The 15271-nt window shown below is 59.8% G+C and carries 15 protein-coding genes; 11 read left to right on the top strand and 4 right to left on the bottom strand.

What is annotated here, in order from left to right; genetic code table 11:
• Nucleotides 1-33: 33 nt before the first annotated feature.
• Nucleotides 34-729, bottom strand: coding sequence for a TIGR03089 family protein (locus IM764_RS03560; protein ID WP_099297789.1), 696 nt, complete (start codon nucleotides 727-729; stop codon nucleotides 34-36).
• 55 nt (nucleotides 730-784) lie between these two features.
• Nucleotides 785-2500, bottom strand: coding sequence for an LCP family protein (locus IM764_RS03555; protein WP_194186921.1), 1716 nt, complete (start codon nucleotides 2498-2500; stop codon nucleotides 785-787).
• A 178-nt stretch (nucleotides 2501-2678) separates the two neighbouring features.
• Between IM764_RS03555 and IM764_RS03550 the strand changes: the two genes are divergently transcribed.
• The 4 genes from IM764_RS03550 (at nucleotide 2679) to IM764_RS03535 (ending at nucleotide 6545) form a co-directional block, all read left to right on the top strand.
• The gene (locus tag IM764_RS03550) at nucleotides 2679-3563 is read left to right on the top strand and encodes an NAD(P)-dependent oxidoreductase (RefSeq protein ID WP_194186920.1); all 885 of its coding nucleotides are present in this window, start codon (nucleotides 2679-2681) and stop codon (nucleotides 3561-3563) included.
• A gap of 11 nt (nucleotides 3564-3574) precedes the next feature.
• Entirely contained in the window at nucleotides 3575-4474 is a 900-nt protein-coding gene (locus IM764_RS03545) for a glycosyltransferase family 2 protein (RefSeq protein ID WP_194186919.1), read from the top strand.
• Nucleotides 4475-4628: 154 nt separating this feature from the next.
• A complete protein-coding gene (locus tag IM764_RS03540; protein ID WP_194186918.1) occupies nucleotides 4629-5714 on the top strand; it encodes a sugar phosphate nucleotidyltransferase in 1086 nt (361 codons plus the stop codon).
• 465 nt (nucleotides 5715-6179) lie between these two features.
• Nucleotides 6180-6545, top strand: a complete 366-nt coding sequence (locus IM764_RS03535; protein ID WP_288802265.1) for a WhiB family transcriptional regulator — start codon at nucleotides 6180-6182, stop codon at nucleotides 6543-6545.
• 141 nt (nucleotides 6546-6686) lie between these two features.
• Here IM764_RS03535 and IM764_RS03530 read toward each other — a convergent pair whose 3' ends face one another.
• Nucleotides 6687-7151, bottom strand: a complete 465-nt coding sequence (locus IM764_RS03530; RefSeq protein WP_099297779.1) for a metallopeptidase family protein — start codon at nucleotides 7149-7151, stop codon at nucleotides 6687-6689.
• A 40-nt stretch (nucleotides 7152-7191) separates the two neighbouring features.
• On the opposite strand from IM764_RS03530, the gene IM764_RS03525 reads away from it, so the two are divergent.
• The 3 genes from IM764_RS03525 to manA all read left to right on the top strand — a co-directional run bounded on the left by IM764_RS03525 (nucleotide 7192) and on the right by manA (nucleotide 10363).
• Nucleotides 7192-7692, top strand: coding sequence for a DUF3499 domain-containing protein (locus IM764_RS03525; protein ID WP_370551538.1), 501 nt, complete (start codon nucleotides 7192-7194; stop codon nucleotides 7690-7692).
• Nucleotides 7693-7772: 80 nt separating this feature from the next.
• Nucleotides 7773-9149 carry a phosphomannomutase/phosphoglucomutase gene (locus tag IM764_RS03520; protein WP_099297775.1) on the top strand — a complete coding sequence of 459 codons (1377 nt, stop codon included), beginning with the start codon at nucleotides 7773-7775 and terminating at the stop codon, nucleotides 9147-9149.
• 20 nt (nucleotides 9150-9169) lie between these two features.
• Nucleotides 9170-10363, top strand: a complete 1194-nt coding sequence (gene manA, locus IM764_RS03515; protein WP_370551531.1) for a mannose-6-phosphate isomerase, class I — start codon at nucleotides 9170-9172, stop codon at nucleotides 10361-10363.
• Between the two features lie 13 nt (nucleotides 10364-10376).
• Here the strand turns inward: manA and IM764_RS03510 are convergent, their stop codons facing one another.
• Nucleotides 10377-11237, bottom strand: coding sequence for a hypothetical protein (locus IM764_RS03510; RefSeq protein ID WP_194186916.1), 861 nt, complete (start codon nucleotides 11235-11237; stop codon nucleotides 10377-10379).
• 451 nt (nucleotides 11238-11688) lie between these two features.
• On the opposite strand from IM764_RS03510, the gene IM764_RS03505 reads away from it, so the two are divergent.
• From IM764_RS03505 to mtrA, 4 genes are all read left to right on the top strand, one after another.
• Complete coding sequence (locus IM764_RS03505; RefSeq protein ID WP_099297769.1) at nucleotides 11689-12060, top strand: DUF4259 domain-containing protein; 372 nt, start codon at nucleotides 11689-11691, stop codon at nucleotides 12058-12060.
• Between the two features lie 187 nt (nucleotides 12061-12247).
• Nucleotides 12248-13723: an adenosylhomocysteinase gene (ahcY, locus tag IM764_RS03500; protein WP_194186978.1), complete on the top strand. Its 1476-nt coding sequence runs from the start codon at nucleotides 12248-12250 to the stop codon at nucleotides 13721-13723.
• 26 nt (nucleotides 13724-13749) lie between these two features.
• Nucleotides 13750-14445, top strand: a complete 696-nt coding sequence (locus tag IM764_RS03495; RefSeq protein ID WP_194186915.1) for a dTMP kinase — start codon at nucleotides 13750-13752, stop codon at nucleotides 14443-14445.
• 50 nt (nucleotides 14446-14495) lie between these two features.
• Nucleotides 14496-15170, top strand: a complete 675-nt coding sequence (gene mtrA / locus IM764_RS03490) for an MtrAB system response regulator MtrA (RefSeq protein WP_194186914.1) — start codon at nucleotides 14496-14498, stop codon at nucleotides 15168-15170.
• Nucleotides 15171-15271: the final 101 nt, after the last annotated feature.

Here is a 15271-nt window from a genome sequence, read left to right as displayed (position 1 = left end):
GCTCTGTGAAGCCGAAGATCTAGCCGGCGTCATCTACGCGATGACGTCGGCTTTTTCCGTGTCCTTTAGCTCCTCCAAGCGCGCTGGGTGGGAATCCGTGGACATCACCACGGAACCGCCAACAAGCAGGGGAGACAAGCATCGCGCCAAGCCGCGAACGTCATCCCACGGCCCCATCACCACGCGTGCACCGCGCCCAATTCCGTGCTCAGTCTCCAGCTGCTCCGCAGCCGCGCGAACCACGTCCACATCAGCGCTGGGATTGAGCGGTGCCGAACCCATGAACGCATCGGGGTGCACGCGCAGCTCGGGGGAGAAGTCATTAATGCCGAAGGGCACATCGCCGCCAGCTTCCTCCACGCCCCGGCCGAAAGGGTCGGAAGACAAAAGGTAAATTTCCTGCACGGAAGCGCCCGTGGGGGAGTCCTCGAAGCCCTCGGCCAGTTCCAGTGAGTCGGTGAACAGAACTGCAGGCTCGCCGGAGTTGGCGTCGGAAATAAAGGCACCGACCTTCCATGCACCCACCGCAATACACGCTGGCTGCCATCCGGGCGCGGCGGCGATGGCGACGGTATCGCCCTCGCCCACGCCAATGCTGGTGAGCAGATTAGCCACCTTGGCCTGCCAATTCGCCAGCGTGATGCCAGACAATTCCATGCGCCCAGCCTCGGTGTACGTGGTCAGGCGGGGAGCAGCAGGGTCGTTGAGAAGGTCTGCGATGAGATCCATGGCTCCCCAGACTACGTGCTCGCCGCACGCGAATCCGAGGCGCTCAGCAAGGGAGCTAGTTCACGCACATAGGGGCGTTGGAACCCGCGTCCAAGGTCTGATTCAGCTTCGGATCATCGCCCATGGAGCCCTCCGTGCCCACCACACCCGTACCGGAATCACTGCCGGTATCGCTGGAGTTCGAGCTGGAATCTCTAGTGGAGCTGGAATCCGTGTCCTCGTAACCGTCGCCATCCAGGTCCTTAATGCCCTCGGTCAGCGTGCCAACGTTAGGGGAATTCGGATCCTGCAAAGCCACCATGATGCCGTTGGCACCTGGACCGGAGTACGTTCCAGCCAGAGTGATGGACAGTTCCTTATCGCCCAAGTCCGGATCCTCCACCACCTTCAGGCCACCCAGCTGGCGGGCCAAGGCGCGCGCTGCGGGATCGTTCTTGTCCTTCGCGTTGACCTGGGATTCGGAGATGCCGGATTCAGGGGCATTGCCCACCTTGCCCTGCTTGTAGCCGTAGCCCTCCACCAGAGAACCGACGGACGCAGCCAGTCCGGCCACGTCACCACCGTTGAGGACATCCACGGTGTAATCCTCCGCCTTAAAGTCCTCAATCGGCGCGTTGGGATCGGTGGTCTCCTCCGGCTTTTCCTCTGTTGCCTCGTCATCAGTGTTGGCGAGATCGTCGAAGAACTTGTGCACCTGATTGCGGTCCACGGTGACGATGGATTCGCCGTAGTCGCCGGTGCCATCGATGCTGGTCACGGGGATCGTCTGGAACGTCACGTTGCCACCGGCCAGAGACTGCATCTGGGTGGCCATGCCCATGATGTCCCATCCCTCGTCCAGAACCACCGAGCGCTTCACCGCTTCGTTGATGTGGTTCAGGCTGGAAGGGTTGGTCAAAGTTTCCGAGCTGAGGATGTGGTTGGCCAGAGACGCCATGTATGCCTGCTGACGGGTGATGCGATCCAAATCGCCGCGGGGCAACTCATGGCGCTGGCGCACAAAGCTCAAGGCATCGGGGCCGTCGAGTGTTTGGTAGCCCTTGGGGAACTTCGCGCCAGACAGTGCCTCATCCACCGGGTTGTTGAGGCACACATCCACGCCGCCCACAGCATCGGTGAGCAGCACGAATCCCAGCAGGCCCACCTCGGCGTAGTGGTCCACGTGAATACCGGTGAGGTCGCCCACCGTGCTGATCAGGGCTTTACGCCCGGCTTCGGTGGACTGCTTGTCCACATCTTGGGCATCAGTGTCCTCGCTCTGCTCCAGCTGCTGAGCCTTCTCGAACTTCGCGGAGCCGTACACGCCGTTGAGCTTCATATTGCCCATGTCCTCGGTGGATACGTACGTATCGCGGGGCAAGGACACGGCGGTGGCGGAGGATCCATCGTTGGGAACGCGAATGAGGATTATCGTGTCCGTGTTGGTGGCTTCTTCTTCACCTGCGCGCAGCATGTCGATTTCCTGCTGGCTCAGAGGCTTGCCCTGGGCATCCGTACGGGAATCCACGCCCACCAGCAGGATGTCCGTGGCGCCATCTGGTTGCGCGCCGAGGTCCAAGCCGCTGGCTTGGGCCAGTTGGCTGTTCAGGTTGCCGATGGTGGCGTATCCAATGCCCGTGGCCAGCAGGAAAATCGCAGAAATGAGAGCCAGCCCAGCCTTGACCGGGCGCGCGCCGATCTGCCGCGGGCGTTGTGCGGAAACCGGGGAAGCCTGAATCTGCCGAGAGTGGCGCGACCGTGTGCTGCGCTGCTCAGAGTCTTCAGGATTCATATGCTTCGGTTTCCTACCAATGTCGATCGGGGGCAACGGGTCAGCGCGGCAAAAAGGGACAGTGCGCCGGGACTGTGTCTAAAAGTATCCCCACACTGTAGTGCGCGAGTGCGTGGTTGAACATAGTAATGATAGGTGATGGTGCGCGAAATCACTTCAGGTGCGACACTTGGAAACCATGACGCTGTACTTCACCGGTGCCTCTGGGCAAGTCGGCCGCGCGATGGGGGCTTTGTCTCCCCATGCCGTGGGTCTGACCCGTCGCGATGTGGACCTGGCGGGGGACGTGGTGGATCTTCGTTCTTTCTTTTCGACGCCACCTCCGCCCCATTCCGTCTTGATTAACCTGGCCGCTTATACCGCCGTGGATGATGCGGAGGCGCAAGAAAACCGGGAGCTTGTGCACCGGATTAATGCCATCGCGCCGGGGGAGTTAGCGCGGCAATCCCAGGAATTGGGAATGGCAATGATTCAGGTGTCCACGGAATACGTGCTGAGTGGGCGTCGGGAAAAAGGACAGTGCAACCCCACCACCGAAACTCCCGCACCACTGAGCTACTACGGACAGAGCAAATGGGAAGGCGAGCAGGCGGCGCTGGCCTTCGGCGCACACGTGGTGCGTACCAGCTGGGTGTATACGGGGCCACGAAATTCTGGACGGGACTTTGTGAAGACCATGGCGGATCTGGCGGGACGGGGCATCGACCCAAACGTGGTGAATGACCAGTGGGGCAGGCCCACCTACGCGCCCCACCTGGCTGGTGGCTTGGGGGAGATGGCTCGTGCGTTAGCGGGGCAGCACGAGGCGGTAGACCCGGCAGATATCCCGCAGGTGCTGCACTGCGCGGGCTCGGGGGAGCCCATCACGTGGTACGAGCTGGCCACGGCCACTTTTGCTGCGGCCGGCTACGATTCCCAGCGCGTCACGGGCATCCCCACCAGTGAGTACCCCACCCCAGCCAAGCGGCCACTGAACGCTGCGTTGTGCGTAGATGAATGGGAACGGCTGGGTCTTGCACCTCTGCCCGCGTGGCAGGCAGGGCTGGCAAAAGCAATGCAGTAGGGTGCTTGACCATGGCACCGATTGCGATCATTACAGTCACGTTTTCTCCCGGGAAACACCTGTGGGATTTCGTGAACTCTGTTCCTGCCGCCACCACCCAGGGCGCGCACGTGGTGATGGTGGACAACGGATCCACCGACGGAGCACCGGAGGCAGTTGCCGCCGCGGAGCACTCCATGCCGGTGCAACTGGTGAATTCCGGAGGCAACATCGGCTATGGCGCGGCAATGAACTTGGGTGCGCGCCACCTGCGCGAGCTGCGCGAAGCGGGCGAAATCGACGATGAGTTCTTTGTGATCTCCAACCCCGACGTGGTGTTCGGTCCCGGTTGTGTGGACGCGATGGTGGAGGTTGCTGTCCGTAATCCGCGCGCTGGTGCGGTGGGCCCCGTGATCAAGGAGGCCGACGGCAGCGCCTACCCCTCTGCGCGAGAGATCCCCGGGCTGCTGTCCGGAATTGGGCACGCGCTGTTGGGTCCCATCTGGCCGGGTAACCCCTGGACGGTGCGCTACATGAATCAGTCAGACATGCGCCGCGAGCGGCTGGCGGGCTGGCTGTCTGGCTCCTGCCTGCTGCTGCGGTGGGATGCTTTTGCGTCTGTCGACGGCTTTGACGAGCGCTACTTCATGTACATGGAGGACGTGGACCTAGGCGATCGCCTGGCGAAGGCCGGGTGGACGAATGTGTTCACCCCGTCTGCGGAGATTGCGCACGCGCAGGGGCATTCGGCCAGCAAGCACCCTGAGACTTCGCTCAATGCGCACCACCAGAGCGCGTATCGATTCCAGGCTGATCGTCTGCGCGGACCGTTGTATGCGCCGGTGCGATGGGTATTGAAGGCCGGGCTGACAGTTCGCTGCACGGTGGCTATTTGGTGGGCCAAGCGAGAGCTGGCGCGCGAGTCTGCCTGAGGTACTCAGCCGACAATAATTCTGCAGCCTGCCCGGCGTGGGTACGGGACAGTTGTCTTTCTCGTGGATAGTCTGCCGGGTGAAGGTATTTTGAACGGCAATCGAACTCAAACTAACTCTGCAACAAGAACGTCTGACAATGAATGAGGAAAGCATGACTGAGAATCTCGCAGCAACCACTGATGCGGTCATTCTGGTTGGCGGTAAGGGCACGCGGCTACGTCCGTTGACGAACTCCATCCCTAAGCCGATGCTGCCCACCGCGGGCTTTCCTTTCTTGCAGCACCTACTGGCCCGCATCAAGGACGCGGGAATGACTCACGTGGTGTTGGGGACGTCCTTTAAAGCAGAGGTCTTTGAGGAGTTCTTTGGTGACGGCTCTGAGTCCGGGCTAGAGATCGAGTATGTCGTCGAAGATGAACCACTGGGCACGGGCGGCGGCATCCGCAACGTTGCGTCCCACCTGCGACACGACCGTGCGATGGTGTTCAACGGCGATGTCCTCGGTGGCACGGATTTGGGCGCTGTATTGCGCAGTCACGTGGAGCGGGAAGCTGATGTGACGCTGCACCTGCTGCGTGTGTCCGATCCTCGTGCTTTTGGTTGTGTCCCCACCGATTCTGACGGCCGAGTGAGTGCCTTCTTGGAGAAGACGGAGGATCCTCCAACGGATCAGATCAATGCGGGAACCTACGTGTTCCAGCGTGAGGTGATCGAGGCTATTCCTGCCGGACGCGCAGTGTCTGTGGAGCGCGAGGTCTTCCCCGAGCTGCTGGAGCTAGGCAGCCGTGTGTTTGGTCACGTGGACCAGGCGTATTGGCGCGATATGGGAACGCCTTCGGACTTTGTGCGCGGGTCTTCTGATCTAGTGCGTGGTATCGCGCCATCGCCATTGTTGGACGGGCGCCACGGTGAGGCTTTGGTGGATGAATCCGCGGCTATCGCTGGGGGAGCGCTGCTGCTTGGCGGAACTGTGATTGGCAGAGGTGCTGAGGTGGGGGCTGGAGTACGTGTGGATACTTCGGTGATTTTTGATGGTGTGCAGATTGAAGCTGGCGCCATCGTGGAGCGATGTGTGATTGGTGCAGGTGCACGCATTGGCGCGCGGGCACAATTGACGGATTGCATCATCGGCGAAGGTGCTGTGGTGGGCGCCCGTTGTGAGTTGCGAGATGGCGCGCGAGTGTGGCCAGGAGTGCAGCTTCCCGACGGTGGACTGCGTTTTTCTTCGGACATTTAGTAGACATTGAGTTCCCTTTGGGGGCCAAAAGCTGCTGAGGAGAAAATTTTTAAAATTTCTCTAGATGTGGTGGCTAGACACAGGATTGTTCAGGTTTTCTCCCATATATTGTGGTTGCTTCGTTGGGCTGGGGGATATCTCGTGTTGCTGCAGCGGGGTGCGGCAAAAGTAACCTCAATGCTTCTGTGGCTGATGTGACTCAAGTGAATATTGGGACTACATGGGGTTTCGCAAAGGTTGACGCGATGTAATTACCATTGTGTAATCTGTCCAGTAGTGACACGCAGTACGGTTTTCCCGCGTAGTCCTCCCAAAGGTTTTGGCTTCAGTTTCCGTAAAGGGAATGTGCTTTAAGGATCTGACAGGGGATTGTGCGCCAGCTGTAGTTCGATAGGACTTCAAGCAGGTACGGAAGATACAGCGTGTAAATCAGACACAGCATGCAGTAGTAATAAGGAGAAAACGGTGGAAAAGTCAGTAGATACGGCCTTTAGCGGCCAGTTCGCTGACGGCTCTGCTGCGGTGGATAGGAGCGCTAACGTGCACGGTGATACACGCCAGCGCAATCTATTTGATCTCACTGAGGACTTTGACCTGTTGTTCGACGCAGTCGAACAGGACTGGCAGGAACAAGCACTCTGCGCGCAGACCGATCCAGAGGCGTTCTTCCCGGAAAAGGGAGGCTCTACCCGCGAGGCCAAGCGCATTTGCCAAGCCTGCGGTGTGCGAGACGAATGCTTGGAGTACGCACTGGCTAATGACGAGCGCTTCGGAATCTGGGGCGGCCTGTCCGAGCGCGAGCGCCGCAAGCTAAAGAAGCGCCTTGGCTAATTACGCCCCGTGGGGGCTGCTAATTGCACAATGATCCCCCGGAAGTGCCACTAGTTTTGTATTTCCCCAGGTCGCGAAGACCGGGCCGGCACTTCCGGGGGATCGTTGCGCACGTGAGGTCATTCCGGCCCCACTGGCCCTTCAGTCTTCCCAGCTAAAACGGGGATCAATCGTGTTCGGGGAAACATTGAGGTAGACGGCCACCAGCCGTACCAAAATGTAGTGCAGTTGCTCCCGCAGGCTCTCGGCGGAGTCCGTTCGGGATTCGACTGGGCGTCGGAAAATAATGATCCGCGGCCGCGTAGGGCAACCAGACGCATCCACGCCAGCAAACACCAATCGGCCTAAAGGAACCTGGCCATCGGCAACCACGTCATCCGGCCACTGGCGGTACCCCACGTCCAACCGCATGCGCGGAACCACATCAACAGCAACATCCAATGAAGCCAGTTGGCTCTCTAGTTGCTCGGCGATGGGTTCGTAGGCGTCCATGACGGCGGCATCAAACTTCTGGGAACGCGTCTTATACCGAGGTAGCTTGGGCAGGAAAGGGCCCCGAGGGCCTCGTCCGTGCCGGTCATTGCGCACTCGCGTGATGTGTCCCATGAGCACACAGTCTAACGAGCCAGCGCGCTCGTCTAGCGCTGTGACACGTGAAGAGTCTCACGTGCGCCAATTGACACTATTCGTATTGCAAACCGTTAAGATATTCTCCGTGACTGTGAGCCGACAATGTTCCAGACCTGGATGCAGGAAGCCTGCGGTGGCCACGCTCGAGTACAACTACGCCGAGCAAATCGCCATCATCGGGCCACTGCAGGTCCAAGGCAACCCCCACCGCTGGGATCTCTGCGCGGACCACGCCGGCCGGACCACCGTCCCCCAAGGATGGGAATTACAGACCGCAGACCCTGGAGCCATCGGCTTTCACGCCGAAGATGACACCGATGATGAAGACCTCATGGCCCTCATGGAGGCCGTGCAGCAAGCGTCCAGCCATGTCGACGAAGAAGTGGCGGAACCCGCACCTCGCATGGTGCGACGCGAACACCTCCCGCTGCCCACCGGCCACCACCCTGCGCATCGGAATCTCCCACCAACTTCTCCTCGGCGCCATCTGCGTGCCGTGCGAGAAATGGAGAACTAAGCGAACTAACCCGTTGCGCCCAGCCGATTAAGACTTTCGCGGATGACCGTCCGCGCCCCAACCCGAGGAGAACCCCAGCTATGACGGAACGTACCCGTGAGGCGATTTCAGCGATCATCAAAGCATATGACGTGCGCGGCGTGGTGGGCAGTGGTGCGAATGAAGTGGATGAGAGCTTCGTCCGCGATACCGGCGCGGCCTTCGGCAAACTGATGCGCGGGGAAGGTGCAACCAACGTGGTCATCGGCCACGACATGCGTGAAACGTCTCCACAGCTGTCTATGGCCTTCGCGGAAGGGGTCAACTCCCAAGGGCTAGACACGGTATCTTTGGGTCTGACTTCTACGGACGAGCTCTATTACGCATCCGGCGTGATGGACTGCCCGGGCGCCATGTTCACCGCCTCCCACAACCCGGCCAAGTACAACGGCATCAAGCTGTGTCGTGCGGGTGCACGCCCTGTGGGCCAGGAGTCCGGTCTGAAGGAGATCACCGATGACCTCATCCAGGGCGTCCCAGTGTTCGAGGGAGCCCCAGGCCATAATTCCCGCAAGGACGTGCTCCAGGGCTACGCGGAGTTCCTCCGCGACCTCGTTCCTCTAGACATTCGCCCACTCAAGGTCGCGGTCGATGCCGGCAACGGCATGGGTGGCCTGACGGTTCCTGCGGTATTCCAGGGACTGCCGCTTGAGCTGGAAGCCCTGTACTTCGAACTAGACGGCAACTTCCCCAACCATGAGGCCAACCCGCTGGATCCCGCCAACTTGGTGGACCTGCAACACTTCACCGTTGAAGTGGGTGCAGATCTAGGCATTGCTTTCGACGGAGATGCAGACCGCTGCTTCATCGTGGATGAAAAGGGCGAGCCGGTTTCCCCGTCTGCGATCTGCGCAATCATCGCGGAGCACTACCTGGATGAGCAGCCTGGTTCCACCATCATTCACAACCTGATCACCTCCAAGTCCGTGCCGGAACTGGTGCAGGAAAAGGGCGGTAAACCAGTCCGCACCCGCGTGGGACATTCTTTTATCAAGGCGCAGATGGCAGAGCACGGCGCGATCTTCGGCGGCGAGCACTCCGCGCACTACTACTTCGCGGACTTCTTCAACGCGGATTCGGGCATGCTGGCTGCCTTGCATGTTCTGTCCACGCTCGGTTCCCAGGACAAACCGCTCAGTGAGCTTGCACAGGCTTACAACCGATACGAAGCCTCCGGAGAGATCAACTCCGAGGTGGCAGATCAGCAGGGGCGCACTGCAGCCGTGGTGGAGGCCTTCGCTGATCGCGCCGCAAGTGTGGATAAACTGGATGGCGTAACCATTGATTTGAATGACGGATCCTGGCTCAACGTGCGTGCATCGAACACGGAGCCGCTGTTGCGCCTCAACGTGGAGGCCAAGACGCAGGACGAGGTTGAAGCCATCGTCGATGAGGCTTTGACTGTCATTCGGTCCTGATCCGAGGAAGTGACTTCATCGTGCAACTCATCGAGGGCACTATTCGCTCCTATGACTGGGGTTCCCGCACCGCAATTGCGGAGCTGACGGGTCGGCCGTCCCCCACGGACCACCCCGAGGCTGAGATGTGGTTCGGTGCGCACCATGCGGCGCCCAGCATGGTGATGAGCGAGGACGTCACTCTTGATCAGTTCATAGATGCCGATCCTGAGCGCCAGTTGGGCGAGGGGTACCAGAGCCTGCCCTTTTTGCTGAAGTTGCTGGCCGCGGACAAAGCCTTGAGTCTGCAGGCGCATCCGTCCAAGGCCCAAGCTGAGACGGGCTTTGCTGCGGAGGACGCAGCGGGGGTGCCCCTGACGGCCTATGAGCGCAGCTACAAAGATGACAACCACAAGCCCGAGCTGGTGGTTGCGCTCACGCAATTCGACGCGCTGGCGGGCTTCCGCAGCGTGGAAAAAATCACCGAAATTCTGCGCGTGCTGGATCTGCCGGAACTGCAGTCTTACGCGGGCATCCTCGGCTCCGGCGATGCCGCCGCCGATATCCGCAGCCTCTTCACTACGTGGGTCACACTTCCGCAGTCGTTCATGGATGAGTTGCTCGCAGTGGTGGTTCCTCGTTGTGAGTTTCTTCTCGACGCCAACTCCGCGCAGCTCAGCGACTGGATCAAGCCATCACTGGAAACGGTCGTCACGCTGGCGGAGCAGTTCCCGGGAGATTCTGGCGTGCTATGTTCGCTGCTGCTCAACCGCCTACGCCTACAGCCTGGTGACGGTCTCTACTTGGATGCAGGACAACTGCACGCCTACCTGGGTGGTACCGCGGTGGAGATCATGGCGAACTCGGATAACGTCCTGCGCAGCGGTCTGACCAGCAAGCACGTGGACGTGCCGGAGCTGATGAAGGTGCTGACCTTCGAGCAGCTCGAGGATCCTTCGTTGACGGCCAATGAGCTGGGGATTTTTGAGACTCCCGCGCCGGACTTTTGTTTGCGTCGGATGGAACAGGGCCAAGAAACTACGGTGACCGGCCCGGCGATCGTGTTGAGCGTGGGCAACGGGGGAGTGGTGGTCACCAGCGGCCACGGTTGCCGAGAGACGGATTTGGCTTCCGGCGGGGCTGTGTGGGTGAGTAACGAGGATCAGGGCACGCGCGTGGCTGTTCGCGCGGAGGGATCATTAGCGTTCATCGCCACCGTGGGTGGCAACGAGTAGCTGCTGGATCTGGCTAGCGGCCAGTGGTGTCCGTGGTTGGCGCGCTGGAGTTGCTGTGAGTGCTCGTGGACGTGCCAGTGGATTGAGCTCCTGCGGTATTGGACTCAGAAGTGCTCGTGGCTCCTGGTGTCGATGGCTCAGAAGGCTCAGTGGTCTCTGCTGCGCTGGTGGGAAGCTCAGTTAGAGTCTCGGTGGGTTGAGGCTCTGTGGTGGCCTTTGACGTTCCGGGGGTGATTTCGTCGAAGATGCCGCCCGGGTCATCGGTCCAGCTATTGGGCTGGGATGGAGCGCTTGGTGTCGGGGTCGAAAGCTCAGAGACAGAGGACGGGCTCTGTTCAACACTGGGAGCAATGCTGCTTGGCTGTGACTGGGTACTAAAAAAATGGCCACTCCAAGAGTTCGGCGGAAGGTAGGGATCATCCTGCAGAGAGGACAAAGATCCACCGCGCTCCGAACTATGTGAAGCCGAAGAACTACCAGCCGCCGAAGGCATGCGTGGGCTTTCCGTGGCATCGCGTGGATCTGCCGACTGGGGTTCGTTCGAGGAAGACTCCCCAGTCAGCTCGCTGACCTGCGACTGCTCGGCCACGCTCTCCTGACGATCCTGAGCAGAGTTATCTGTGGTCTGCAGAGTCCACACACCCACAGCACCTGCTGCCAGCAAACCGACAGCGGCGAACCCAGCAATGAAGCGTGCACCGACACCGCGAGATTCAGAGGAGGCGGCACCGGCGGGGTGTGATCTGGCATTGACGTACACCGGGCTGGACTGAGAATCCTCGTCGTTCTCGGATTTCATTGGAGCCAACTCGAAGTTTTGAGTTGTTGATGCAGATTGAGAATCAGACTTGTCGTTGCCTGGGTGACTATCCATTGTCTCCTCCTTTCTCTGTGGGGAGTTGCGGTGGTGATTCGGGGTTGAAGAAGAGATGTTTATTCGCTCTGTTTGTTGCTGGTATTTCGTGTGCGGTGAGTGCGGACAACTTTGCTAAGAATCTCGTGTGCACGAGCCCTTCCTGTCATCGCGAGCTGGTCGTGGTGAACCCGCTTCGTTAACTACATCGCAAAAAATCACGTTTTGGTTACAAAGTCTGAGTAAGGCTAACACGATCTTCTTCATAGAGTAAAGGGCTGACAACACATTCGGCGTTTCGGATTCTTAAGAAAAGTACAGGTGACGGCCATTTTGTCTCCCCTGTCACACTTCGGTCCCCGCGCGTCTCCAGGACTTTGGACTAAGGTCAAAAGCACGCAATCGGTTTATAAAGCTTTGGTAACAGCAGTCGTTGTAACTGCAGCCAGTCTGCAGAGAGGGAGTGGGTGTCATGAGCGTGTGGGATCAGGTTATCTTCCAGGATGAAGACAACATTGAATTCCTCGACGAGCTCGTCGACATGGATCAGCAGGACATCGAGGAAGCGTTGGAAGATGCAGTAACTCTCGCGCTTCGCCACGCTGAGCCGGGCGAGGTGGAATACAGCAACGGGCTGTGTGCCGCCAGTGTCGCAGCAATCTGGTGCGGTGCACCTTTTAGCTCCGCAACCGTTGCTGACGTACACCCTTTTGTCCGTCAGTACATCGGGCAGTGCTCGGATTCCTTGCAAGAGCGCGCCAGCACGTTGCTGGATCGCGAGCTGGAACTTCGTGGTGAGGACGCCCCAGAAGGGCTGGAGACGTTCTCCGAAGCCCTGTCTTAGCCCGCGGCGCAGTTGGTGGACTCGTTCATAGTCCGCACAGCCTGTGTACCGGCCACAATCGGCGATCCAACAATCTCTTCACCACCCGCCTGGTTGAGTCATGGAACAGCGTTGTCTCGGCACCAGTTAGACTAAGGCACGTTAATGAGTGTCGAACTGTGGGCAAGGAGCCGATGAGGTCATGGAGATGAACGTCGATCGCGTGGGAGAGCTGGAATTTAAGGTCGCAGACCTCTCGCTGGCGGAGGCTGGACGTCACCAGATCCGCCTCGCTGAGCACGAAATGCCAGGCCTGATGGAACTGCGTCGAGAATACGCACAAGAGCAGCCTCTCGCGGGCGCTCGCATCGCCGGTTCCATCCACATGACCGTGCAGACCGCCGTTCTTATCGAGACCCTGACCGCATTGGGTGCGGAGGTTCGATGGGCATCGTGCAACATCTTTTCGACGCAAGACGAGGCAGCCGCTGCTGTTGTCGTCGGAAAAGGAACTCCAGAACAACCGCAGGGCGTTCCCGTGTTCGCATGGAAGGGCGAATCCCTCGACGAGTACTGGTGGTGTCTGGAGCAAATCTTCGCGTGGGGCGAAGCAGACGGCGTGGCAGTTAACGCCAACATGATCTTGGACGACGGCGGCGATGCGACCATGGCCGTGATCAAGGGTGCCGAATACGAAAAGGCCGGTGTGGTTCCGGATCCAAGCACCGGAGAATCAGACGAGCACAGCGCCTTCTTGGGAATGCTGGGGCGCGTGCTGGATAAGGACAACGGTCTGTGGACTCGAGCCGCAGAGGAAATCCGTGGCGTGACCGAGGAGACCACCACCGGCGTGCACCGTCTCTACCATTTCGCTGAACAGGGCGTACTGCCTTTCCCAGCGATGAACGTCAACGATGCGGTGACCAAGTCCAAGTTCGATAACCGCTACGGCACTCGTCACTCCCTGCTGGACGGCATCAACCGCGCCACCGACATGCTGATCGGCGGCAAGAACGTGCTGGTTTGTGGCTATGGCGATGTGGGCAAGGGATGTGCGGAGGCCTTGGCTGGCCAAGGCGCCCGAGTCAAGGTCACTGAAATCGACCCAATCAACGGCCTGCAGGCGCTCATGGACGGCTTCCCAGTGGTGACTGTGGAAGAAGCGATTGCTGAAGCGGACATCGTGATCACCGCCACCGGCAACCTGGGCATCATCAGCTTCGAGCACATGCAGAACATGAAGGATCACGCGATCCTGGGCAACATTGGCCACTTCGATAATGAGATCGACATGGCCTCCCTGCTTCACCGTGACGATGTCACCCGCGTGACAATCAAGCCGCAGGTGGACGAGTTCACCTTCCCGAACGCCGAGGGCGAGCCCACCAGCATCATCGTGCTGTCTGAAGGTCGCCTGCTCAACTTGGGTAATGCCACCGGCCACCCCAGCTTTGTGATGTCTAACAGCTTCGCGGACCAGACTATCGCGCAGATTGAACTGTTCACCAAGCCTGATCAGTACAGCAATGAGGTCTACCGTCTGCCCAAGAAGCTGGATGAGAAGGTGGCACGCATTCACCTGGAGGCTCTCGGCGGTACACTGACTGCGCTGTCTAAGGAGCAGGCCGCCTACATCGGCGTGGATGTGGAAGGCCCATTCAAGCCGGAGCACTACCGCTACTAAGACGTGAGTTTGAGGGAGTAAGCGGCATGATCATTGCCTTTGAGGGCGTGGACGGTGCGGGAAAGAACACTTTGGTCACCGCGGTGGCCAAGAAGTTGGAATCCCGCGAGGTTCCCGTGGCGAAGCTGGGTTTCCCGCGCTATGAGCATTCGGTGATGGCTCAGCTAGCGCAGGCCGCGTTGCACAAGAACATGGGCGATCTCACGGAATCCATCAATGGCATGGCTACGCTGTTTGCCTTGGACCGCCACGAAGTGGCAGAAGAATTGGCAGAGCTGGATGCCGAGGGCTATGTGATTCTGCTGGACCGCTTTACGGCCTCGAATGCCGCGTACTCCGCCGCCCGCAGCGTGCTGCGCGACGAGCAAGACGGAGAGTCTGAGCACTCCGAGCTGGTCACGCATCCCATCGTTCAGTGGGTGGCGGACTTAGAGTTCGACACGCTGGGTATTCCTGAGCCCGATCACCAGGTGCTGGTGGACGTGGAGGCAGAGGTCGCGGCAGAGCGCGCGGAAAAACGAGAGGCTGCGGATGTTTCGCGCACGCGAGATGCGTACGAGGCTAACTCCCGCCTGCAGCAGCTGACTGTCGCGGCGTACCGCGGACTGGCCGCCGCCCGGTGGCGCAGCCCCTGGACCGTGGCCAACGCCACGGCAGGTGATACCAGCCGACTCGCGTCAGAGATCGCCGACCTGATTTGTCGCGACCTCGTTGTAGACTAATTTCATTGAATTCCCGCCAGCCTCGCGAAGAACGGACAGCTTAGGTTCACATGACCCCCACGATTTTGGTTGTTGATGACGACCCAGCGATTGCCGAAATGCTCACCCTCGTGTTACAGGGTGAGGGTTTTGAAACCGTCGTTGTAGGCGATGGCCTAGAAGCGGTCCATGCCGCGCGATCCGTGCACCCAGATTTGATCCTGCTGGACGTCATGCTTCCCGGCATGAACGGCATCGATGTATGCCGGGAAATCCGTGAGGAATCCGCAGTGCCCATCGTGATGCTTACCGCGCGCACGGACACCCTGGACGTAGTGCTGGGCCTGGAAACGGGCGCGGATGATTACATCCACAAGCCATTCAAGCCCAAGGAGCTGGTGGCTCGCGTGCGCGCACGTTTGCGCAGGCAGCCAGAAGAACGCCCGGATACCGTGACGGTGGCAGATCTGACCATCGACGTGGGCGGACACCGAGTGTGCCGTGGGGAAGAAGAGATCTCCCTGACTCCCATCGAGTTCGAGCTGCTGGTGGTCATGGCGACCCGTCCAGGTCAAGTATTCTCCCGCGAAGCGCTGATGGAAAAGGTGTGGGGTTACCGCAAGGCGTCCGATACGCGCTTGGTCAACGTGCACATTCAGCGTCTGCGCTCCAAGATCGAGCACGATGTTGATGATCCGCAGATCATCCAGACCGTCCGAGGCATCGGCTACAAGACCGGCGCTTGAGCTCCGTGACCTCCCCTGCAGATTCCACCGCGGAACAGCCCAGTCCGGTGCGTGACGATTCACCCACCGTATCGCTGTCTGCCGTGGAGCGTGCCGATCTA

It is taken from the genome of Corynebacterium sp. ED61, from assembly GCF_015233855.1.
Lineage (GTDB): Bacteria > Actinomycetota > Actinomycetes > Mycobacteriales > Mycobacteriaceae > Corynebacterium > Corynebacterium dentalis.
The sequence above is the reverse complement of the archived record's forward strand: the minus strand, read 5'-3'. Positions and strand labels throughout refer to the sequence as shown.